The 19,974-nt window shown below is 66.4% G+C and carries 18 protein-coding genes; 14 read left to right on the forward strand and 4 right to left on the reverse strand.

Annotated features, from left to right (window positions below; translation table 11 throughout):
* Positions 1-410 precede the first annotated feature (410 nt).
* A complete protein-coding gene (locus C1Y63_RS09800) occupies positions 411-725 on the forward strand; it encodes a hypothetical protein (protein ID WP_106016279.1) in 315 nt (104 codons plus the stop codon).
* A 277-nt stretch (positions 726-1,002) separates the two neighbouring features.
* On the opposite strand, the gene C1Y63_RS09805 is transcribed toward C1Y63_RS09800, so the two are convergent.
* Positions 1,003-1,680: an amino acid-binding ACT domain protein gene (locus C1Y63_RS09805; protein WP_106016280.1), complete on the reverse strand. Its 678-nt coding sequence runs from the start codon at positions 1,678-1,680 to the stop codon at positions 1,003-1,005.
* 627 nt (positions 1,681-2,307) lie between these two features.
* Here C1Y63_RS09805 and gatC point away from each other — a divergent pair.
* From gatC to C1Y63_RS09850, 9 genes are all read left to right on the forward strand, one after another.
* A complete protein-coding gene (gene gatC, locus C1Y63_RS09810; RefSeq protein WP_106016281.1) occupies positions 2,308-2,601 on the forward strand; it encodes an Asp-tRNA(Asn)/Glu-tRNA(Gln) amidotransferase subunit GatC in 294 nt (97 codons plus the stop codon).
* A 16-nt stretch (positions 2,602-2,617) separates the two neighbouring features.
* A complete protein-coding gene (gene gatA / locus C1Y63_RS09815; protein WP_106016303.1) occupies positions 2,618-4,117 on the forward strand; it encodes an Asp-tRNA(Asn)/Glu-tRNA(Gln) amidotransferase subunit GatA in 1,500 nt (499 codons plus the stop codon).
* 361 nt (positions 4,118-4,478) lie between these two features.
* Positions 4,479-6,032 (forward strand): MFS transporter, encoded by a 1,554-nt coding sequence (locus C1Y63_RS09820; RefSeq protein ID WP_146128927.1) that lies wholly within the window; start codon positions 4,479-4,481, stop codon positions 6,030-6,032.
* On the forward strand, positions 6,019-6,624 hold the full coding sequence (locus tag C1Y63_RS09825; protein WP_106016283.1) for a TetR/AcrR family transcriptional regulator: 606 nt from the start codon (positions 6,019-6,021) through the stop codon (positions 6,622-6,624). The genes C1Y63_RS09820 and C1Y63_RS09825 overlap by 14 nt, the downstream gene beginning before the upstream one ends.
* A gap of 157 nt (positions 6,625-6,781) precedes the next feature.
* Positions 6,782-7,498, forward strand: a complete 717-nt coding sequence (locus C1Y63_RS09830; RefSeq protein ID WP_106016284.1) for a hypothetical protein — start codon at positions 6,782-6,784, stop codon at positions 7,496-7,498.
* A 154-nt stretch (positions 7,499-7,652) separates the two neighbouring features.
* Positions 7,653-7,904 carry a hypothetical protein gene (locus tag C1Y63_RS09835; RefSeq protein ID WP_106016285.1) on the forward strand — a complete coding sequence of 84 codons (252 nt, stop codon included), beginning with the start codon at positions 7,653-7,655 and terminating at the stop codon, positions 7,902-7,904.
* A gap of 49 nt (positions 7,905-7,953) precedes the next feature.
* On the forward strand, positions 7,954-8,343 hold the full coding sequence (locus tag C1Y63_RS09840; RefSeq protein WP_106016286.1) for a hypothetical protein: 390 nt from the start codon (positions 7,954-7,956) through the stop codon (positions 8,341-8,343).
* A 72-nt stretch (positions 8,344-8,415) separates the two neighbouring features.
* A complete protein-coding gene (locus C1Y63_RS09845) occupies positions 8,416-9,114 on the forward strand; it encodes a hypothetical protein (protein WP_106016287.1) in 699 nt (232 codons plus the stop codon).
* 101 nt (positions 9,115-9,215) lie between these two features.
* Positions 9,216-9,596, forward strand: coding sequence for a hypothetical protein (locus C1Y63_RS09850; RefSeq protein WP_106016288.1), 381 nt, complete (start codon positions 9,216-9,218; stop codon positions 9,594-9,596).
* A gap of 187 nt (positions 9,597-9,783) precedes the next feature.
* Here the strand turns inward: C1Y63_RS09850 and C1Y63_RS09855 are convergent, their stop codons facing one another.
* Positions 9,784-10,107, reverse strand: coding sequence for a hypothetical protein (locus C1Y63_RS09855; RefSeq protein WP_106016289.1), 324 nt, complete (start codon positions 10,105-10,107; stop codon positions 9,784-9,786).
* Between the two features lie 270 nt (positions 10,108-10,377).
* On the opposite strand from C1Y63_RS09855, the gene C1Y63_RS09860 reads away from it, so the two are divergent.
* Positions 10,378-11,739, forward strand: coding sequence for a DHA2 family efflux MFS transporter permease subunit (locus tag C1Y63_RS09860; protein ID WP_255414089.1), 1,362 nt, complete (start codon positions 10,378-10,380; stop codon positions 11,737-11,739).
* Positions 11,740-11,768: 29 nt separating this feature from the next.
* Positions 11,769-12,797: a 6-phosphofructokinase gene (locus C1Y63_RS09865; RefSeq protein WP_106016305.1), complete on the forward strand. Its 1,029-nt coding sequence runs from the start codon at positions 11,769-11,771 to the stop codon at positions 12,795-12,797.
* A 213-nt stretch (positions 12,798-13,010) separates the two neighbouring features.
* Here C1Y63_RS09865 and C1Y63_RS09870 read toward each other — a convergent pair whose 3' ends face one another.
* The gene (locus tag C1Y63_RS09870) at positions 13,011-15,329 is read right to left on the reverse strand and encodes a hypothetical protein (protein ID WP_106016290.1); all 2,319 of its coding nucleotides are present in this window, start codon (positions 15,327-15,329) and stop codon (positions 13,011-13,013) included.
* Positions 15,330-15,997: 668 nt separating this feature from the next.
* Between C1Y63_RS09870 and gatB the strand changes: the two genes are divergently transcribed.
* Complete coding sequence (gene gatB, locus C1Y63_RS09875) at positions 15,998-17,500, forward strand: Asp-tRNA(Asn)/Glu-tRNA(Gln) amidotransferase subunit GatB (RefSeq protein WP_106016291.1); 1,503 nt, start codon at positions 15,998-16,000, stop codon at positions 17,498-17,500.
* Positions 17,501-17,829: 329 nt separating this feature from the next.
* Positions 17,830-19,140 carry a hypothetical protein gene (locus C1Y63_RS09880; RefSeq protein WP_146128928.1) on the forward strand — a complete coding sequence of 437 codons (1,311 nt, stop codon included), beginning with the start codon at positions 17,830-17,832 and terminating at the stop codon, positions 19,138-19,140.
* Between the two features lie 91 nt (positions 19,141-19,231).
* Here C1Y63_RS09880 and C1Y63_RS09885 read toward each other — a convergent pair whose 3' ends face one another.
* Positions 19,232-19,954, reverse strand: coding sequence for a LysE/ArgO family amino acid transporter (locus tag C1Y63_RS09885; RefSeq protein ID WP_106016293.1), 723 nt, complete (start codon positions 19,952-19,954; stop codon positions 19,232-19,234).
* Between the last annotated feature and the right edge of the window lie 20 nt (positions 19,955-19,974).

Genomic DNA, 19,974 nt, shown 5'->3' on the forward strand with positions numbered 1-19,974 from the left:
CGCAAGGGGAGGGGAGGGGCGTCTGTGCGGCGCTGTGACCTGCTGGTTTCTGGAGGTTTCGTGTTGGGGGAGAAGTGGGCAAAAAAGTTATGCGAAAACGCTGATAAGGCAGCCCCTCCTGGAGTAGCTTCAGGTGCATCGACCACCGTGCGTCACACACCCCCGGCGGGTGCGTGCCGGGCACCGGGCACGCCCACCGAGTCATGCAGCCCGTTGCCTCGCGCCCGTGACACCGTCTTTCTGCTTAACCCAGGTCGCGTAGGCACCCGCCCGAGGCGTGTGGTGCGTGGTGGTCGATGAGTATTCGTTTTTCCTCTCGTGGCTCCCCGTGCAAGGCCCGCGGCCGCACCCGGCCGCCCGGGCCTGCCGCGGGGCCGCGATACCCCCCTTTTTTGTTCAAGGAGACTGCTATGCACACCATCCACGCAGAGCACACCCACGTCCACGGCGAGGGCTGCGGCCACGTCGCCATCCCCCACGGTGACCACGTCGACTACCTGCACGACGGCCACCTGCACCACAAGCACGAGGACCACTGGGACGACTGCGGCCACACCAACTGCGCCGACACCCACAGCACCCACGCCGACCACGATCACGAGCACGGCGAGGGCTGCGGCCACGTCGCCATCCCCCACGGCGATCACGTTGACTACCTGCACGACGGGCACCTGCACCACAAGCACGAGGACCACTGGGACGAGTGCGCCTGCGACTGCGCCTAACAACGCCTCGTACCACGTGCTGCGCCCTGTGGCTCAGCCGTGGACTGACCCCACACTTCGTCGGCACGCATCCCCCATGTGAGGCGTGCCGGCGGCACAGCAGCTCACCCAAAAAACACCTCAGCGACCACGCCCCGCGCCAGTGCGGCGGTGGTGGTCGCTGAGGTGTTTTCTTTTCAGGTGTGTGCAGGCCTTGGGGGAGGTGCCTGCGGGGCCGGTGTTCTTTCGGGGCCCGGTGCCTTGTGTAAAAGCGCTCGCTCGCTACGTCGCTACGTCGCTACTTTGCGACGATGGCGCCGACGATGGCACCCAGGTGGCCCAGGTGCTCCACCTCGGAGGCGAGGAAATCCGGGCCGCCCGGGCGGCCCACCACCAAAATCATGCCGGTGGAACCAATAGGGGTGGCCGCCAGCGCCGCATCCAGCAGCGCCCAGGACTCCGGAATCCAGGATTCGGTTTCCGGGTCGAGAATCCGGGCGACATCCATCGCGGGCAGGGTGGGGTTCGTGCCATCATCCTCCGGGGCGGCGGGGCTCGCCGCCACCCGGGTTGCTTCCTGCCGCACATCGAGAGCGATCGCCCAGCCCGCCGTCATCGACTGCGGCAACGCAGCCACGAGCTCCGCGACAGCGGTGCGTACCGAATGCCGGTGGGAGGCCACCTGCGCCAAGGTCGTGATCTGGCCGCGGCGATCCACCGTCCCGGAGAACGGGCGGATGGAATCCACCTGCACACCCGGCAGGGACTCGGCCGCAGAAATCAGCGAGTCGGGCAACGCGTGAGACGGCAAGGTGACCACCAGGTCATCCATCGCAGTCCCGGCATCCTCCCCGCCGGTAAAGACGTGCACCACGTCCACGCTTTGGATATTGCCCTCCACAGACCCGAGAGCATCAGCAAGCTTGCCGAGGCTCCCCGGAGTGTCGGGAAGAACAACACGCAGCAAATACGACATCAGTGCGCTCACAACCTTTCAGCACTGTTTGGTAGCGCCCATCCATCACTGGCTGTCCGCCGTGCTGCCGCAGGCGCGGCAGAAAAGATGCGGACAAAGAAATGAATGAAAGACGCGGGCCATTCTACGCGTTCCCCCACGTGCCCGTGGCAGTGGGGGTGAGGCAAGGCAAAAAATATACGCCACCCCGTATCCCACGCAGGGCGAGTGGCCGCCGGTGGGTGTGAAGACGGCACCCGCGGCGGGTGTCCCCGATGCTGGTGCGTGGGGTGCTTGTTGTGCGGCGCGTCCGCTGGGGTGCGGGCGGGTGCGCGGGTGTGGGTGGGCGGGTGCGATAAACTTGGTGAAATCTTCCCGCGCCCACCGCGGCCACCCTGTCGGTGGTCGCCGGGTGAGGGGACAGGCCACCCGCCGACAATCGCCACCCCACCTGCTGCCGCACGCACGTGCCGCACACTGCTGGTGGTGGTCGTGTGTGCAGATGGCCGAGTTTGCTTCACATTTTTCTTAACGCACCCGAAGTTGTCACGTGGTCCCCACGTGCGTCGCCTGCGCCCACCGCCTGTTGGTGGTGTGTGCTGTGGGCGGTGGTGCGGAACCGACCACAGGTTAGGAAGTCCACCGACAGTGTCTGAGATTTCGCGCGACGACGTCGCACACCTCGCCACACTTGCCCGCCTCGCGCTCAGCGAGGAGGAACTGCAAACCTTCGCCAGCCAGATCGACGGGATCATTGATCACGTCTCGGCTGTCGGTCGTGTCGATGCCGAGGGTGTGGAGCCGATGAGCCACCCGCACTCCATCCGCACCACCATGCGCGAGGACGTGGTGGTTCCCTCCCTGACGCAGGAGCAGGCGCTCGACCAGGCGCCCCGCGCCGAGGATGGCCGTTTCGAAGTTCCGCAGATCCTGGGGGAGTAACCACACCATGACTCAGATGCACGCTGATAAGCCTTTTCTCGTTGACAACGCGCCGAACGAGCTGACTCGCGCCACCGCCGCCGAGCTGGCGGCGAAGATTCACTCCCGTGAGGTCAGCTCCCGGGAAGTCACCCAGGCCCACCTGGATCGCATTGCCGAGGTCGACGAGACCATTCACGCTTTCCTGCACGTCGGTGCCGAGGAAGCCCTTGCCGCGGCGGATGCCGTGGACCGCGCCCTCGACGCGGGCGAGGAGCCGGCGTCCCCGCTGGCGGGTGTGCCGCTGGCGCTCAAGGACGTGTTCGTCACCACCGACGCGCCCACGACCTGCGCGTCGAAGATGCTGGAGGGCTACATGGCCCCCTACGACGCGACCGTGACCGCCAAGATCCGTGCCGCCGGCATTCCGATCCTGGGTAAGGCGAACATGGACGAGTTCGCGATGGGTTCCTCCACCGAGAACTCCGCCTACGGCCCCACCCACAACCCCTGGGATATCACCCGCACCGCGGGTGGTTCCGGTGGCGGCTCCTCCGCCGCCCTCGCCGCGGGCGAGGCCCCGCTGGCGATCGGTACCGATACCGGTGGCTCCATCCGCCAGCCGGCCGCGCTGACCAACACTGTTGGTGTGAAGCCCACCTACGGCACGGTGTCCCGCTACGGGCTCGTGGCCTGCGCCTCCTCCCTCGACCAGGGTGGCCCCACGGCGCGCACCGTGCTCGATACGGCACTGCTCCACGAGGTCATTGCCGGCCACGACCACTTCGACGCCACGAGCGTGAACCGCCCCGTCGCCCCCGTCGTTGCCGCCGCCCGGGAAGGCGCCTCCGGCGACCTCAAGGGTGTGAAGGTGGGTGTGGTCAAGCAGTTCGACCGCGAGGGCTACCAGCCCGGCGTGCTCGAAGCCTTCCACGCCGCAGTCGACCAGCTCGTCGCCCAGGGTGCCGAGGTCGTGGAGGTGGACTGCCCGCACTTCGATGACGCACTGGCCGCCTACTACCTCATCCTGCCCTGCGAGGTGTCCTCCAACCTCGCCCGCTTCGACGGCATGCGCTACGGCATGCGCGTCGGCGACGACGGCACCCGCTCCGCGGAAGAAGTCATGGCGCTCACCCGCGCCGCCGGCTTCGGCCCCGAGGTCAAGCGCCGCATCATTCTCGGCACCTACGCCCTGTCCGTCGGCTACTACGACGCCTACTACCTCCAGGCGCAGCGCGTGCGTACCCTCATTGCGCAGGACTTCGCCGCCGCCTACGAGAAGTGCGACGTGCTGGTGTCTCCCACCACCCCGACCACGGCGTTCCCGCTGGGGGAGAAGGTCTCCGACCCGCTGGCGATGTACAACTTCGACCTGTGCACGCTGCCGCTGAACCTGGCGGGCCTGTGCGGCATGTCCCTGCCGGCCGGCCTGGCCTCCGACACCGGCCTGCCGGTGGGTCTGCAGATCATGGCCCCCGCCTTCGCAGACGACCGCCTCTACCGCGTCGGCGCCGCCTTCGAAGCAGGCCGCGCCTAAACGACCAGCAGCTCCTCGCAGCCCCTGCGAGGACGCCCCGCCTCCCAGTACCCCAGCAGACTTTCGTCTCGGGGCGCTGGAGGTGAACAGAAGCCCGGCGACGCACGCATGTGCCTCGCCGGGCTTCTGCGTACCTGGGTGCGTGTGTGGGGGAGGGGTAGGTGCTTAAGTTACGGGCGTGTGACCTGCGGCGGGGGTGGTTTTCGGGCGTCGTTCGGTGGGCTGCTGTCCGGTTTTAGCTATACCGTCCAGATGGTACAGTTATGGTTCTCTGCCGCACCCCGCCCTCGGGGTGCCGCGCCTGTGGGAGCACCCCGCCGGCGCGCTGCTGTCACGGAGCTGTCAAGGGAGAAGTTCACTCGTGTCGCACCCCACCACACCCACCCCGGCAACGACGCCGGCCGCCACGCCCCAGTTGAGTCGGGCGCGCCGCTGGGCGATGCTCATGGCGCTCAGCGCCGGGCTGTTCCTCGTCGGCCTGGACAACTCGATCATGTTCACCGCGCTGCCGCAGCTCACTGCGCAGCTCCACCTGTCGACGGTGAGCGCCCTGTGGGCGATCAACGCCTACTCGCTGGTCATGGCCGGCCTCCTCATCGGCGCCGGCACCCTGGGCGACATCATCGGCCACCGGCGGATGTTCCTCATCGGCCTGGCCCTGTTTGGGTGCGCCTCCCTGGCGGCGGCGTTCGCCACCGGGCCCGCCACTCTCATCGCCGCCCGCGCGGCACTCGCCGTCGGCGCCGCGGCTATGATGCCCTCCACACTGGCGGTGCTGCGCAGCATCTTCACCGACGAGCAGGAACGCAACTTCGCGATCGCCGTGTGGGGGTCGGTGTCCATCGTGTCCTCCGGTCTCGGCCCCATCATCGGCGGCTTCCTCATCGGGCACTTCTGGGTGGGCTCCATCTTCCTCGTCAACGTGCCCGTCTGCGTCATCGCCATCATCGCCACCCTCGTGCTGCTGCCCGCCGCAGAAACCACCGGTACCGGCCGCTGGGACTGGCTGTCCAGCGTCTGGGCCATGTTCATGATGGCCGGCATGGTCATGGCGGTGAAAACCTTCGCCCACCCGCCGATCGATGTGACCGTACTCCTGGCGTCCCTGGCCGTCGCCGGCGGTGCCGGCTGGGTGTTCATCCACCGGCAGCGCACCGCCGCTGAGCCGGCCGTCGACCTGGCGCTGCTCAAGCAGCCGCTGCTGCTCGCGGGCCTGCTCACCCCCATCATGGGACTGTTCGCCATCGGCGGGCTGTCGCTGGCCACCACCCAGTTCTTCCAACTCATCGAAGGCCGCAGCGCGCTGAATACCGGCGTGCTGGTCTCCGTCGGCACCATCGCCGCCATCCCCGGCAGTCTGCTCGCCGGGGCGAAAGTCCACCGCCTGGGCGTGCGGCTGACGATGCTCATCGGCCTCGGCCTCATCATCGTCTCCCTCGGCGGCATCGCCGCCAGCATTATCTTCCTCTCCGGCTCGGCCGGCGTGGCAGGCTTCATGATCAGCTTCGCCGGCTCCGGTTTCGGTTGCGGCTACGCCATGGCCGTCACCACCGTCGCGGTGTTGGCCTCCGTGCCGGCCAACCGCACGGGTATGGCCTCCTCCCTTGAGGAATGCGCCTACGAGCTCGGCAACCTGCTGGCCGTGGCCATCATTGGCAGCGCCCTGCCCGCCTTCTTCCACGCCGCCGGTGGCGGCGACTACGGCGACCTCCACGCCCCGCCGCCGCACGCGGGATCCGCCGTCCGCGAAGGCTGGTACGTTGCCCAACCGATCTACGACGCCTTCACCGACGCCTACCTCGGCATCACCGCCCTGGCCGCCGCCGGCCTGGCCGTGACCTGGCTGATGCTCTACCGGCTGCTGCGCAACGTCGCACCCCTCGACCCGGAACAGCTGGCCCATGCGCACGAGTAAGAAAGACCTCATCCTCCGCGCCACCCTGGCAATCGTGCAGGAAGGCGGGTTCACCGCCGTCACCCTCGACTCCGCCGCCGCCCGGGCAGGCGTGAGCAAAGGCGGGCTGCTGTACCACTTTCCCACCCGGCAGGCGCTTATCGCGGGCGCCCGCCAGTACCTCGCCGACAACTGGGAAGCCGGCATGATCGCCCACGCCGGCGGGGAAGCGCACACCCTCACCCCCAGCCAGCGGCTGCGGGCCTACCTCAGCGCCGCCAGCGGAATCAGCCCTGCCCAGGAAGTTGCCTTCCTCCTCGAACCCCGCGACCGCAGCGGCGACCACCACGACCCCCTCGCGGAGGTCACCGCCCGCTGGGCGCTGCCCTGCCCACCCCATGATGCTCCCGCCGCCTGGCGCACCGCTTACTGCCTGCAGCTGGCAGCCGACGGCATCTGGCTCGCCGAAGCCATCGGCGACATCCCCAGCATGGACGACACCGACTCCGTCGCCCACACCCTCATCGCGGAACTCGTGTCACAGATCCCGGCGGACCTCGACGACGTGTGCGGGGAACTCCACAGCGCAGCACAGACCCCGCCGTCGGAGTAACACCGGTTCACTCTCCTCTGGAGTGCGCTCGCCCCACGGCGGAGAGAACTCAGCGCATGCGGGGCGAAGGAGTGCGAGAATGAATGCACACGCACCCGGGGCATTCCGGCACTCCTGGGTGCTGCGCACAGGTGATCCCGCATGAGGAAAAGCCACCATGGACAACAACCAAGTCTCATTCTTCGATATCGACGGCCCCGCGTGGGTGTACGTCGTGAAGGTTCCGGAGCCTCGGGACCCGAACTACCCACCGGCAGTCTTTGCTGTGGCCTTCTTCGAGGAAGACAAGTGGTGCACGTTTCTGCCCACGGGTGGTGCATTGCCGTCGCTGACGACAGCCGGCGCGTCGCCAGTGCCGTGGCCCGAAGAGCGCTTCACTCAGTGGTGCGACGGCAGAGTCTGCGAGGTGATCGACAGCGTGTGGGTCGCCGACGCCACTGAGCTGTGGAAGGCACATGCTTACCTGGCAGACGGTGAGATTTTGTGCATGATGGGGGTGCCTGGAGACGTGTGGGGCCTACGCCGCGACTACAGCGTTATACGCGACAGGTGGATCGGCGACGTAACCCCGGAGATGGTGGAATCCTGGGCCTGCCCGTCGGTTGATAACTATGAGGCCGAGCGTGAGGCCATGTGGGCGCGCATGGCGGAGTTCCCTGAGCTGAAAGAGCTTAAGCACCAATGCTTATCGAGGGAGAGCTTTTACATCTACGACGTCCTCGGGGTTCGCTGGGAGAAACCGCATTGGCCGGTGCGTCGGTGGCGTGGGTACCGCGCCCGGCGGTTTACACCTCCGCCGAATTACCCGGAGTTGTACCCAGACCTGCGACGTAACGTCCCGGTCGACAGCTTCACCTACACCCCCTTCTCCTGAAGCCGTGCAACGGGCTCGGTCTTTGTACTCAGCTCCAGGGGAATCTCAGAAGGTTTCCTGGAGCAAATGCGCGCGATGGGTTACCGTGGACCTTTGACTCGAAAAATCGCCAGTTTACGGACGAAGAAACGCCGACTGCGGTAGTCTTTGGCCTGTGCGTACATACCGTGTGGTGAACACTCGGACTGGCAAGAAGGCCGTCCAGCTTGGCTATTACGAGCACGGTCGATGGATCTATGAATCCACTCTCGGATCGACCGATGACGAACACGTTCTGCAGGACTGGATTCTGCAAGCGATGTCGCTCTGCGCATCCGATCAACTCGCCTTCGATCTGGGGCTCACGCCCCACGATGTCGCCGTCACTGGCGGTCTGCACGCCTCCACGGACGTGCCCCAAAGCTGATCGAGTTTTCTTCCCCAGCCGCACGTTTCCAAGAATGTGGAGTGAATAGATGCTGACGATTGAAGAAGCACACGCCGTAGCCGAGAAGTACATCAATCGGGGGCGAGATGGCAGGGAGATCCGGCTGGATGCCCGTCCCCGCGCCTTCGGGTACTTCGTGGACGCGCGAGAACTTGAAGAGTGGGAGAAGGACCCCACCGTGGGAGGACCGACGCCAGGTATGTATCCGGTCGCTGTCCGGGTGAACTGCTTGACCGGCGAAGCAGTTGAGCCGGTGCCGCCGCATATCCCGACCCCCGATGACTACCCGGACTGGTACCGGGTGTCTAGGGAACTCTGGCGGCGAATGAACGAGAAGGGGATGTTCGACGACTACGACACGTACACCGGCGTCCTCGTCGAACCCGAGGACCCCGACCAGCCCTGGCTGTCTCTCTGAGTGTAGGGAGGTCAGGGTAGAGGAATGGGGCAATAGGCGCAGAGCCGCTATGCCACAGAGCGAAGGAGCATCGTGGACCCGAACCTTGTCTCTTTTTTCGATATCGACGGCCCTGCCTGGGTGTACGTGGTGAAGGGACCGCAGCCAGAGGACCCGAACTTTTCCCCGGAGATCTTCGCCGTGGCCTTCTTCGAGGATGACAAAAGGTGCACGTTCCTGCCCACGGGCGGGGCGCTGCCGTCGCTGACGACAGCCGGCGCGTCGCCCGTGCCGTGGCCAGAAGAGCGCTTCACTCAGTGGCTTGGGGACACTGTCTATGAGGTAGTCGACAGCGCGTGGGTCGCCGACGCCACTGAACTGTGGAAGGTGCACGCTTACCTGGCGGACGGGGAAGTACTGTGCATGATGAAGGCACAGAACTCTACTTTTGATGGCTACATCAACAAGAGCGACAGAATCTTCGACAGGTGGATCGGTGACGTGACTCCGGAAATGGTGAAATCCTGGGCCTGCCCATCGATTGACGACTACGACGCCGAGTGTAAGGCCATGCGGAAGCGCATGGAGGCGTCCCCCGAGCTGGAGGCGCTTTCCCGTGAGTATTCGGCGAGGGAATGGTTCTACGTGTGCGACGTCCTCGGAGTTGACCGCGAAAACCCGAAGTGGCCGGTGCGCCGGTGGGCCGGAATGCGGGCTGAGCGGCTCACCCCGCCGCCGAATTACCCGGAGCTGTACCCTGACCTGCAACGTCTCGTCCCGTTGGATAGCTAGGGCTTCACCGGTTGCCTGTGGTGGAGCTGTTAGCAAGGAGACTATAGAAGACGACGGCCTTCTTCTGGAGCCGCACCTTTCTAAGAATGTGGAGTGAGTAGATGCTGACGATTGAAGAAGCGCACGCAGTGGCCGAGCAGTACATCAATCGTGGGCGGGAGGGCAGGGAGATCCGGCTGGATGCCCGCCCCCGCGCCTTCGGGCACTTTGTGGATGCACGCCAGCTCGCAAGCTGGGAGAAGGATCCTTCGCTTCCGATGGAAATTGGGTACTATCCGCCCACTGTCCGGGTCAACTGCCTGACCGGCGAAGCGGTCGAGGCCTTTCCTCCGCATATCCCGACCCCCGAGGACTACCCAGACTGGTTCAGGGTGTCTAGGGAACTCTGGCGGCGAATGAAGAAGAAGGGGCTACTACGCGACGGCTACACCGACGTCCTCGTCGAACCCGAGGACCCCGACCAGCCCTGGCTGTCCCTCTAAGTGGGGGTGAGGTGGGGGAGTGGGCTGCGCTCTGTGTTCCTGCGTCGTGTGCGGGGCACTTAGTCCTTGGTCGGTGGTGATACACCAAGCCCCCGATACCGTCCACACATGATTGTCCACGGTGGTCTGGTTCGGGGGCTGGGGATACTGCGCGGCACACACCGGTGGGGTGCTGCGCGTGGGGGAGTTAGTCGCGAATGTCGTTCGCGACGCACGCGGCACCGGAAGCCACGGCGGTGACAGCGAGCACTGCGGGCCACGCGCCAATCTTCTTCGCCAGCGGGTGGGACAGGCCAAACGCGCCCAGGTAGGTGCCCAGCAGACCAATGGTGACCATCGGGCCGGACTTCTTCACCCAGGCGCGGGTGGCCAGGCCACCCATCGCCGCGAGCACCACGCCCCCGAGGGGACGAATGCCGGTCTCCTTGGCGGTGAGCCACCCGCCGATGAGGCCCGTGATGACCAGGGAGGCGGTGTTGACGTCTTCTGCCTTCTTCAGCTTCATATCCATGGTTGTTCAGTGTAGTCCCCGGCCTACTGCCGTGCAGGTCATTGCCCTGTGAGACGCATCCGTTGCCGCTGTCGTGTGCTGCGGGGGTGGGGGCGTGTGTGCGGCCGTGGGGCGCACCCCGGTGGGTCTGGGTGGGCGCGGATATAGGATGTTGCGGTGACTCACGAACCCCACCCCACGTCTGATTCCTCCACCGCCCCAGCCGCAGGCCCCGGTGCCGCGCCTGCCGATGCGAGTGCCGGGCAGCCCCGTGCCGCGGGCGCGCCGCCGGTGTCGCTGCGGGAGGCATGGCGGGCGTTGGCCGCGCTGTGCATCGGGTTCTTCATGATCCTCCTCGACCAGACGATCGTGGCGGTCGCGACCCCCGACTTCCAGCAGGAGCTGGGCGCGGACCTCAACGCCGTGGTGTGGGTGACCAGTATCTACCTGCTCACGTTCGCCGTGCCGCTGCTGGTCACCGGCCGCCTCGGGGACCGCTACGGGCAGCGGCGCGTCTACATGGCCGGCATGGCGCTGTTCACGGCGTCGAGCCTCGCCTGCGGGCTGGCGCCGAACATCGAAACGCTCATCCTGGCCCGCGCGGTCCAGGGTTTTGGTGCGTCGCTGCTCACCCCGCAGACGATGGCGGTGATTAACCGCCTGTTCCCCCGCGACAAGCGCGGCGCCGCCATGGGGATCTGGGGTGCGGTCGCGGGCCTGGCCACCCTGACCGGGCCGCTGCTCGGCGGGTTCATTGTGTCCGCAGTGGGGTGGCAGTGGATCTTCTTCATCAACGTGCCCATCGGGGTGCTGTCGCTCGTGCTGGTGTCCCTGTGGGTGCCGAAGATGCAGACCATGGCCCGCAGCCTCGACGCCGCCAGCGTGGTCGTGTCCATCGCGGGCGTGTTCGCGATCGTGTTCTCCGTGCAGGAGGGCCCGAACCTCGGCTGGCCGTGGTGGCTGTTCGTGATCCTTGGCCTCGGGGTGGCGCTCATCGTGTGGTTCCTGAAGCTGCAAGCCTCCGCCCAGCGCCGCGGGGCGGAAGCTCTGGTGCCGCTGGCGATTTTTGCCAACCACAATTTCTCCATGGGCGTGTTCAGTATCTCCATGATGGGGTTCGCGTCCGCGGGCACGATGCTGCCGATGATGCTCTACCTGCAGGACTCCGCGGGGCTCAGCGCCAGCCGGGCGGGGCTCATGCTGGCACCCATGGCGGTGATCTCCGGCGGGCTCGCCCCCTTCGTGGGCCGCATGTCGGACACCAGCCACCCTCGCACCCTGTCCATGATTGGCTTCGGCACCATGACGCTGTCCATGGTGGCGCTCGTGGTGACGATGCGCGAGGGGGTGCCGGTGGTGTGGGTGCTCGTGCCGATCGTGCTCATGGGCTTCGGTAACGCGTTCGTGTGGTCGCCGAACTCGGCGACGAGTATGCGGGACGTGCCGATGTCGATGGTGGGGGCGGCCTCCGGGGTGTACAACACCTCCCGCCAGGTGGGTTCCGTCGTCGGTGCCGCAGTGATCGGCGCCGCCATGCAGGTTGGTGTTGCTCACACCAGTTATGGAAACGCTATGGGTTTGTCCATGATTTTGCCCGCAATCGCCCTGTTGGCCGGTCTGGTCAGTGTGAGCCGCTTTACCGAACGGGCATAAACGGGCACAAGGCGACTAGGATGGGTGGCATGCGTATTGCCACACTCACCTCGGGCGGCGACTGCCCGGGCCTCAACGCCGTCATCCGCGGCATCGTCCGCACCGCGACCTCGTATGGTTCGACGGTGGTGGGCTACCAGGACGGTTGGGTGGGCCTCATGGAGGACCGCCGCGTCCAGTTGTATGACGACGAGAACATTGACCGTATTCTCCTGCGCGGCGGCACCATCCTGGGTACTGGCCGCCTGCACCCCGACGCCTTCAAGTCGGGCATCGACCAGATCAAGGCGAACCTGGCGGACGCCGGCGTCGACGCCCTGATTCCGATCGGCGGCGAAGGCACCCTCAAGGGCGCGAAATGGCTGTCCGACAACGGCATCCCCGTCGTCGGCGTGCCGAAGACCATCGACAACGACGTCAACGGCACCGACTACACCTTCGGCTTCGACACCGCAGTGTCCGTGGCCACCGACGCCATCGACCGCCTCCACACCACCGCCGAATCCCACAACCGCGTCATGATCGTCGAGGTCATGGGCCGCCACGTTGGCTGGATTGCCCTCCACTCGGGCATGGCCGGCGGCGCACACTACATCGTGCTGCCCGAGGAGCCCTTCGACATCGAAGACATCTGCAAGGCCATGGAGCGCCGCTTCCAGATGGGCGAAAAGTACGGCATCATCGTCGTCGCCGAAGGCGCCCTGCCGAAGCCGGGCACCATGGACTTCGACGAGGGCGGTGTCGACCAGTTCGGCCACCAGACCTTCAACGGCATCGGCCAGGTCATCGGCGACGAAATCAAGCGCCGCCTCGGCCACGACGTGCGCACCACTGTGCTCGGCCACATCCAGCGCGGCGGCACCCCCACCGCCTACGACCGCGTGTTGGCCACCCGCTACGGCGTCCACGCCGCCCGCGCCTGCCACACCGGCGACTTCGGCACCTGTGTTGCCCTCCACGGTGAGCACATCGATTTGATCCCCCTCGAGGAAGCCGTCGGCACCCTCAAGCGCGTTCCGGAAGGCCGCATCGCCACCGCCCGCGCACTGTTCGGCTAAACCGAACCCCCACCACACGCCCAACCCCACCCGTCGGCCCCAGCAGGCCTTCGGGGGTGCGGACCACACGGCCCGCCCCGGGGTTGGGCGTGTGTGCGTGTGTGCCTGAAGCCAGCTGCGGCAGTATCCTCACACGCGCCCAACACCAGGGGAGAAGGGCACACACCCTCACCCGGGCACAATCGGGCATGCGGCAGGTAGGGGTGTGGGGTGCTACTCGTGGGTCAGGCACTCATGGAACTCGACCGTCTTCTTATCGGGCAGCAGCCAATAGTGCAGACGCCGGGCACCCGCAGTGCCCTCCTGCAGATACGCCCGCCGCTGCAGGGCCCGATCCGTGGAACGTACCGTCGGCTTCGCGCCCCGCAGCGCGAAGTCCTTATCGACGAAACGGAAATCCACCGAACGGCTCCGGCCGGTGGCAATATCGACCAGCCGCAGCAAAAACTGATGCCGGGGGATCTCCTTGACGACATCGAGCGACTTGAAAAACGTCGAGGAGAACGAGGACTCATTGAGGGGGAAGCGGGCACGCTCCTCCTCGGTGTAGGTGGACATGTAGAACAGCTCCATCTCCCAGTGCAGCTGCGCCGTCGGGTCGGAAAACTCATTCCCGCGCACCTCCACGGTGAACACACTGCGGTCGTGCGCGCTCTTGTGCTCCTTCGGCTTCGGCTCCTTCGGCTTCTGCTTCGACTTCTCCGGGTGCAGAATCTGGGCGATGGTCTCCGGGTCGGCGTCGGTGACTTCCTGCAGCAGACTGGTCAGCTCGTCGTTTTCCTGCCGCAGCTCCGCAATCCTCGCCTTCAGGGTCGCGGCCTGCTTCTCTCGGGCGGTGACCTTGTGCTGCAGGTCGGAGACCTGCTGCTCGGCGCGGTGTGCGCGACGCGTCGCCGTCTGCAACGACTGCTCCATGGAACTCGTCGTCCGGGAGCGGTCCAAGGTCTGCCGCAGCATCTTCTCGTACTCGTCTGCCTGGTCGTGGAGCACATCGACGTGCTCCCGCAGGCGGCTGACAGCCTCCTCGATGACGTCCAGGGCGTCGTGCGGCTCGTCGATGAGCACCGCCGCAGCATCCATCACCCCAACCGCCGCCTCCTGGGCCGCGGGATCCTCCACGTCCCCGACATCCTCCGCGTTGATGGCGGCGTCGCCGGAGTCCTCGGGCGCACGGGATGCCACCGCCGCCGGGGTCGGCGCTGCGGTGTCCGCCGGTGCGCTGTCACTTTCGGTGGGGCGTGCAAGCCCATGGCCCGCACTCGCGGCGCCGGGGCTGCCGTTCGTCCCGGTGGTGGTGGCGCGCAGGGCCGCATCCTCCACGCTCGTCAGCCAGCTCGGGCCACCCGGCAGGAACGACAAGGTGTAGTCCTCGTCGCCGCCCACCTCACCCGGCGGCGTCCACGCCGCCACCAAGAACCCCTCCGGGGGTTGCGGGGTGCCCGGGGTGCGGCGGGGAAGAAACACCGCCGGGTAGTCGGGGGCCTGCTCCTGCTGCGTCAGCGTCACCATGACGACCCCACCGGCGGCGGCATCAGCATCCCCCTCCAAGGGCAGCACCACACCCGGCAGCACCTCCACCGCCAGGCCCTCATGCTTCGTCGGATCAATCGCCCCCGGGGTGCGGAACAACGGGCCGGTGAGCAACGACTCGTCCAGCAGCGGGCAATTGAGCAGCCGCCCTCGCACCACGACGCAGTCGCGGGAATGCTCCCACAACTCCGCCACCATCTGCGCCACCGTGCGCAAATGATCAATGGTCGTCACCGTGCGATCGGCAGGAATATAGGTGCCGGACACGGAAAAACCCTTGGCGAACACATCATCCATGTGCAGCCGCAGCTTCGGCAGCAGCGTCGGCAGGTCCACCAGCACCATGTTGAGCCCGCCGCCGCGGCGCGACAGGTACGCCTGGGTGGAATTGACCACCGTGGCCACGGTGCCCTCAAAGCGCTGGGCGGACACCACCGGTTGTTCATACTGGGGTGCGGCGACTGCCGCCTCCTGGCGATCGAGTTCCTGCAAGCCCATCTGGATGTCGTAGACCACCGCATCCGCGGCCTTGATCACCCCGTCGGCGTGGAGGCTGCTGCGCAGCTGCAGCTGATCCTCCCGCCACCCAGCGTGGGCGGGGAACACCCGCACCGAGTGCGGGTACAGGCGGAACGGGAAAATCTTCTCCGCGAGCGCCTGCTGCGCGGCCGCGCCGGACACCCGGTACATCGCCAGCCGGCCGTCCTTGATCTCCTCGTACACGTTGAACAGGTAGCCCTTGGGGTTGGTCAATTGCCGCTCCCACCGCTCCGTCGGTAGTGGCCGGTGGGTGGTCTCCTCCCCGGGCAGCGGCACCCCGTGCAGCACAATGACGCTTGTGCGGCGGGGATCCATGATCGCCTCCCCCAACTCGGCGGCTTTCTCTGGGGTATCGATGGGCAAAAACAGTTCCGCCACATCGGGGAACTTCTTCTCCGCGGCCACGGCCGCGACTTTCTGCTGGAGCTTTTTCGCCTCACGGGCGCGCTTGCGCTTCACCATGGAAGACACATCCTTATGTTTCAAACTCGGTGGACAACCCGTGGCGGGGTGCGTGGGCACAGGCCACGGGATTTTTATGGGCTGCTGCGCGGGATGCGCAGCGATATTCAGACGGTGGAAAGTAGTGAAGAAACTTCTCGTCACGACGCCGGCGACGGCAGGTGCCTGAGCCGGCGATCAAGGACTCCTCGTCTGCTGCTGCCTGACACGGGTGGTGCCACTCGTGGTTCCCCGCCCACCGCCGGGGGTAGTTTCCGGGGGTGAGACAACGGGTGAACGGTGGGGGAGATGGCACCCACAGGGGTGATGGGCTACAGCGGGGTCGGGCTGGGATGGGTTGGTCTATACAGTGGCCTGCGCGCACGACGACAGCGACGTGCGACAGGGGTGCGCGGGGTGCTTGAGCACCGCGAACAACGCCCCGCGGGCCCGTCACTGCGGCCGCACACGCGGGGTGTGGGCGTGGGTGGCGGGCAGGGTGGAAAAACAACAGTGCGGTGTGGCTGCAATTCTGCCTGAGCTGCCCTCCCGCCCGCACCGGTGTGAGCGGGATTCCCATCAACTTCACAGGCTTGCCAGGCTCCCGGCATACCCAGGTGTCGGTGGTGTCACCGTGCGCCTGTCACCCGCGGGTGCGGGTGCCTGGCGGGTGCGGGTGCTCGGGTAAGATGTCCGCCATGACTGATCTGATGGATTTTGACGACGTTGTCGCACGTTTCGACCCGGTGATGGGCCTCGAGGTCCACGTCGAACTCGCGACGGAGACCAAGATGTTCTCCGCGAGCTCCGCGCACTTCGGTGCCGCCCCCAACTCGCACGTTGACCCCGTGTCCCTCGGCCTGCCGGGCGCGCTGCCCGTCGTCAACGCCAAGGGTGTGGAGTGGGCCATCAAGATCGGCCTGGCGCTCAACTGCAACATTGCAGAATCCTCCCGCTTCGCCCGGAAGAACTACTTCTACCCGGATCAGCCGAAGAACTATCAGATCTCCCAGTACGACGAGCCGATCGCCTACGACGGATACCTCGACGTCGTGCTTGATGATGGGACCCCCTGGCGCATCGAGATTGAGCGCGCCCACATGGAGGAAGACACCGGCAAGCTCACCCACCTCGGTGGCGCTGACGGCCGCATCCACGGTGCGACGAGCTCCCTGGTGGACTGCAACCGTGCCGGCGTGCCCCTCATCGAGATCGTTACCAAGCCGATCGAGGGCGCCGGGGAGCGTGCCCCCGAGGTGGCGCGCGCCTACGTGTCCGCCCTGCGTGAGCTCGTGGCCGCCCTCGGCGTGTCTGATGCCCGCATGGATCAGGGCTCGATGCGTGTCGACTCCAACCTCTCGCTCAAGCCGAAGGGGCAGGAGGAGTTCGGCACCCGCACCGAAACGAAGAACATTAACTCCCTGAAGTCCGTGGAGCAGGCCGTCCGCTACGAGATGATGCGCCAGGCGCAGGTCATCGTCGACGGCGGGGAGATCATTCAGGAAACCCGCCACTACCAGGAGGCCGACGGTTCCACCACCTCCGGCCGCATCAAGGAAACCGCGGAAGACTACCGCTACTTCAACGACCCCGACCTGCCGCCGGTCATCGCACCCCGCGAGTGGGTGGAAGAAATCCGCGCGACCCTGCCGGAGCTGCCCTGGGTGCGCAAGGCCCGCATCCAGAAGGAGTGGGGCCTGTCCGATGCGGAAATGCGTGACCTCGTCAACGCCGGCGCCCTGGAGCTCATCATCGCCACCGTCGAGGCCGGCACCACCGCCGACGAAGCCCGCGCCTGGTGGGTGTCCTACCTGACCCAGAAGGCCAACGCCGCCGGCGTGGAGCTGGCCGACCTGTCCATCACCCCGGCGCAGGTCGCCGAGGTCGTCGGCCTCATCAAGGAAGGCAAGCTCACCAACAAGCTCGCCCGCCAGGCCGTCGATGGCGTTCTTGCCGGCGAAGGCAGCGTCACCGAGGTCGTCGCCGCCCGCGGCCTCGAAGTCGTGCGCGACGATGGCGCCATCGAAAAGGCCGTCGACGAGGCGCTCGCCGCCAACCCCGACATCGTGGAGAAGATCCGCGGCGGCAACGCCAAGGCCGGCGGCGCCATCGTCGGCGCGGTCATGAAGGCCACCCGCGGCAAGGCCGACCCGGCGCTCGTCAACAAGCTCATCGCCGAAAAGTGCCGCTAACCCTGGCGCTCGTCTGTTAACAGACACCACCACACACCCGCCGTGTGCCTCCCCAAGGCCCGGCGGGTGTTGTGCTGCGCCGGGTGTGCGCCGGTGGGGTGGAGTGGGGTGGTGCAACTCCACCGAAGGTTGTCGTCTGCATCACAACGTTGGTAGGGTGGGTGGCCGGCCCGGCATGTGTATGCCCGGGCCACCCCCAGCGCCTACCCTGGGCGCACGACGGGCCCTGCGGACGACAAAGTGGACGAGTTCGTGATCGCCCGCGGACGTCAGTGGTGTGAGTGTGGGTGGGCGGTGGCTGTCATTGTTGTCTACCGCTAGGACTCTCTGTGCTGAAAAGAGCACTGACCATCGGAATGGCCTTCGTCGGCTTGAGCATCGGCGCGGGATTCGCCTCCGGGCAGGAACTCCTCCAATTCTTCGTCGCCTTCGGCGTCCCCGGACTCATCGGCGCGGTCGTCACCGCCCTGTTGATGTGCTTCGTGGGCCTGGTGATTTTGCAGCTCGGATCCTACTTCCAGGCCACCGAGCACTCCGCCGTGCTGTCCGAATACACCCACCCCGTCTTCGCCCGCATCTTTGACGCCGCCGTCATGCTCACCGTGTTCTCCATCGCGATGGTCATGTTCGCCGGGGCCGGCACGAACCTCAACCAGCAATTCGGGCTGCCGACCTGGGTGGGCAGCATCATCCTGCTGGTCCTCGTCGTCGCACTGGGCTCCCTCGACGTCAACAAGGTGTCCAAGGTCATCGGTGCCGCCACGCCCTTCATCGTGCTGTTCATCGTCATCGCCGCCGTGTACTCCATCAGCCACGCCGACGCCGACTTCGCCACCCTGGAGGCCGCCACCCAGGACATCGCCACCGAGCTGCCCAACGTGGCGGTGGCGGTCGCCTCCTACGTGGGCTTCAGCCTCGTCGTCGTGGTGAGCATGTCCATCGTCATCGGCGGCGAATACTTGGTGCCGCGCACCGCCGGCCTCGGAGGCCTACTCGGCGGGTTCATCTTCGGCAGCCTCCTGGTCCTGTCGGTCGTCAGCCTCTTCCTCAAGATTGAACAGGTCGGCCACATGGACATGCCGATGCTGGCGCTGGTGGGGCTCATCTCCCCGGAGATGGGTGTGGCCATGTCGGTGGTGATCTTCGCGATGATCTTCAACTCCGCCCTCGGCATGAGCTACGCCATGGGCCGCCGGCTGTCCGCCGGCCGCCCCGAGCGCTTCCGCACCATGTTCTACCTCACCGTCGCGGTCGCGTTCTGTGCCGGCTTCCTCGGCTTCAAACGCCTCGTGTCCTACCTGTTCCCCGTGCTCGGCTACATCGGTGCGGTGCTCACCGTGGTGCTGATCATCGCCTGGCTGCGCGACCACCACCTCATCCGGAAGGAAGTCAAGCGCCGCGTGCGGATCCGCGACCTGGTGACGCTGAAGCTGCATCCGGAGATGAACTTCACGGCCGCTCACGCCCGCGAACTCGCCCGCCGGGTGGAGGCCTCCAACATCGATAACGCCGACTTGAACCGCACCGTCCACGAGGAAGTGGTCGAAAAGCTCGTCGCCGACGACTCGGTCGACTTCGATGCCCGCGACGGGGAGGCCGCCCTTGACGAATCGGCCGCTGAGGAACCCACAGCAACCTAAAAAGCCGGCGCAGACGCACCGCCCCACGTGCACTCCCGTCCATGCGGGAAGTGACGTGGGGCGGTGGTGTGAGAAGCCGCAGCTGAAGGGGTTAGTGCATGAGGAGGCGGGCGACGATGCTGAGCATGATGCAGCCCATGACGATGTTGAGTACCCGCCACACCGCCGGCTTCGACAGCGGGGTCGACAACTTCATCGCCCCGTAACCCAAGGCGGGGAACCACAGCAGGGATGCGGCGATCGCGCCTGCGGCGAAGAACCAGCGCCCGGTGGGGCCTTCCTGGTTCGCCAGGCCGCCGATCATGACCAGGGTGTCAATGTAGGCGCTGGGGTTCAGCCAGGTGAGCATGACGGCCGCCATGGCCGGCGCCCGCCAGCTGGGGGCCTGGGTGCGAGCACGGGTGGTGCGGGTCGTCGTGGCGACACTGCCGCCCGGCCAGGAATCGCCCGCACTGTCGCTGTCGCGGACCGCCGCGGCGTGGGGGTCCTGTGCTGAGGGCGTGAGTGCAGGCGCATCGTTCACGCTGAGGGCCTGCGGGTGCCACGCGTCGCGGAAGCAGGTGTACGCAAAGTAGGTGAGATAGGCCGCGCCCCCATAGGTCAACAGGGACAGCAGCCACGGGGTGTGCGCCAGAAGCAGCCCCACGCCGCCGGTGCCGGCGCTGATGAGGATGATGTCGCTGACCGCGCAGATCAGCACAATGAGGGCCACGTGATCGCGCAGCAGACCCTGTTTGAGGATCAGTGCGTTCTGGGGGCCGATGGCGATGATGAGGGACAGTCCCACCAGGAATCCGTGGAGTGCGACAACCATGCCTTCGAGGATGCCAAGCA

This window comes from Corynebacterium sp. 13CS0277 (assembly GCF_002994655.1).
GTDB lineage: Bacteria > Actinomycetota > Actinomycetes > Mycobacteriales > Mycobacteriaceae > Corynebacterium.

Excerpts from the sequence above, each read along its gene's own strand:
- C1Y63_RS09865 (WP_106016305.1), top strand. The coding sequence starts at position 11,769 with ATGCGTATTGCCACACTCACCTCGGGCGGCGACTGCCCGGGCCTCAAC.
- gatA (WP_106016303.1), top strand. The coding sequence starts at position 2,618 with ATGCACGCTGATAAGCCTTTTCTCGTTGACAACGCGCCGAACGAGCTG.
- C1Y63_RS09840 (WP_106016286.1), top strand. The coding sequence starts at position 7,954 with ATGCTGACGATTGAAGAAGCACACGCCGTAGCCGAGAAGTACATCAAT.
- C1Y63_RS09885 (WP_106016293.1), bottom strand. The coding sequence starts at position 19,954 with ATGGTTGTCGCACTCCACGGATTCCTGGTGGGACTGTCCCTCATCATC.
- C1Y63_RS09870 (WP_106016290.1), bottom strand. The coding sequence starts at position 15,329 with ATGGTGAAGCGCAAGCGCGCCCGTGAGGCGAAAAAGCTCCAGCAGAAA.
- C1Y63_RS09830 (WP_106016284.1), top strand. The coding sequence starts at position 6,782 with ATGGACAACAACCAAGTCTCATTCTTCGATATCGACGGCCCCGCGTGG.
- C1Y63_RS09825 (WP_106016283.1), top strand. The coding sequence starts at position 6,019 with ATGCGCACGAGTAAGAAAGACCTCATCCTCCGCGCCACCCTGGCAATC.
- C1Y63_RS09800 (WP_106016279.1), top strand. The coding sequence starts at position 411 with ATGCACACCATCCACGCAGAGCACACCCACGTCCACGGCGAGGGCTGC.
- gatB (WP_106016291.1), top strand. The coding sequence starts at position 15,998 with ATGTCCGCCATGACTGATCTGATGGATTTTGACGACGTTGTCGCACGT.
- C1Y63_RS09850 (WP_106016288.1), top strand. The coding sequence starts at position 9,216 with ATGCTGACGATTGAAGAAGCGCACGCAGTGGCCGAGCAGTACATCAAT.
- C1Y63_RS09805 (WP_106016280.1), bottom strand. The coding sequence starts at position 1,680 with ATGTCGTATTTGCTGCGTGTTGTTCTTCCCGACACTCCGGGGAGCCTC.
- C1Y63_RS09855 (WP_106016289.1), bottom strand. The coding sequence starts at position 10,107 with ATGGATATGAAGCTGAAGAAGGCAGAAGACGTCAACACCGCCTCCCTG.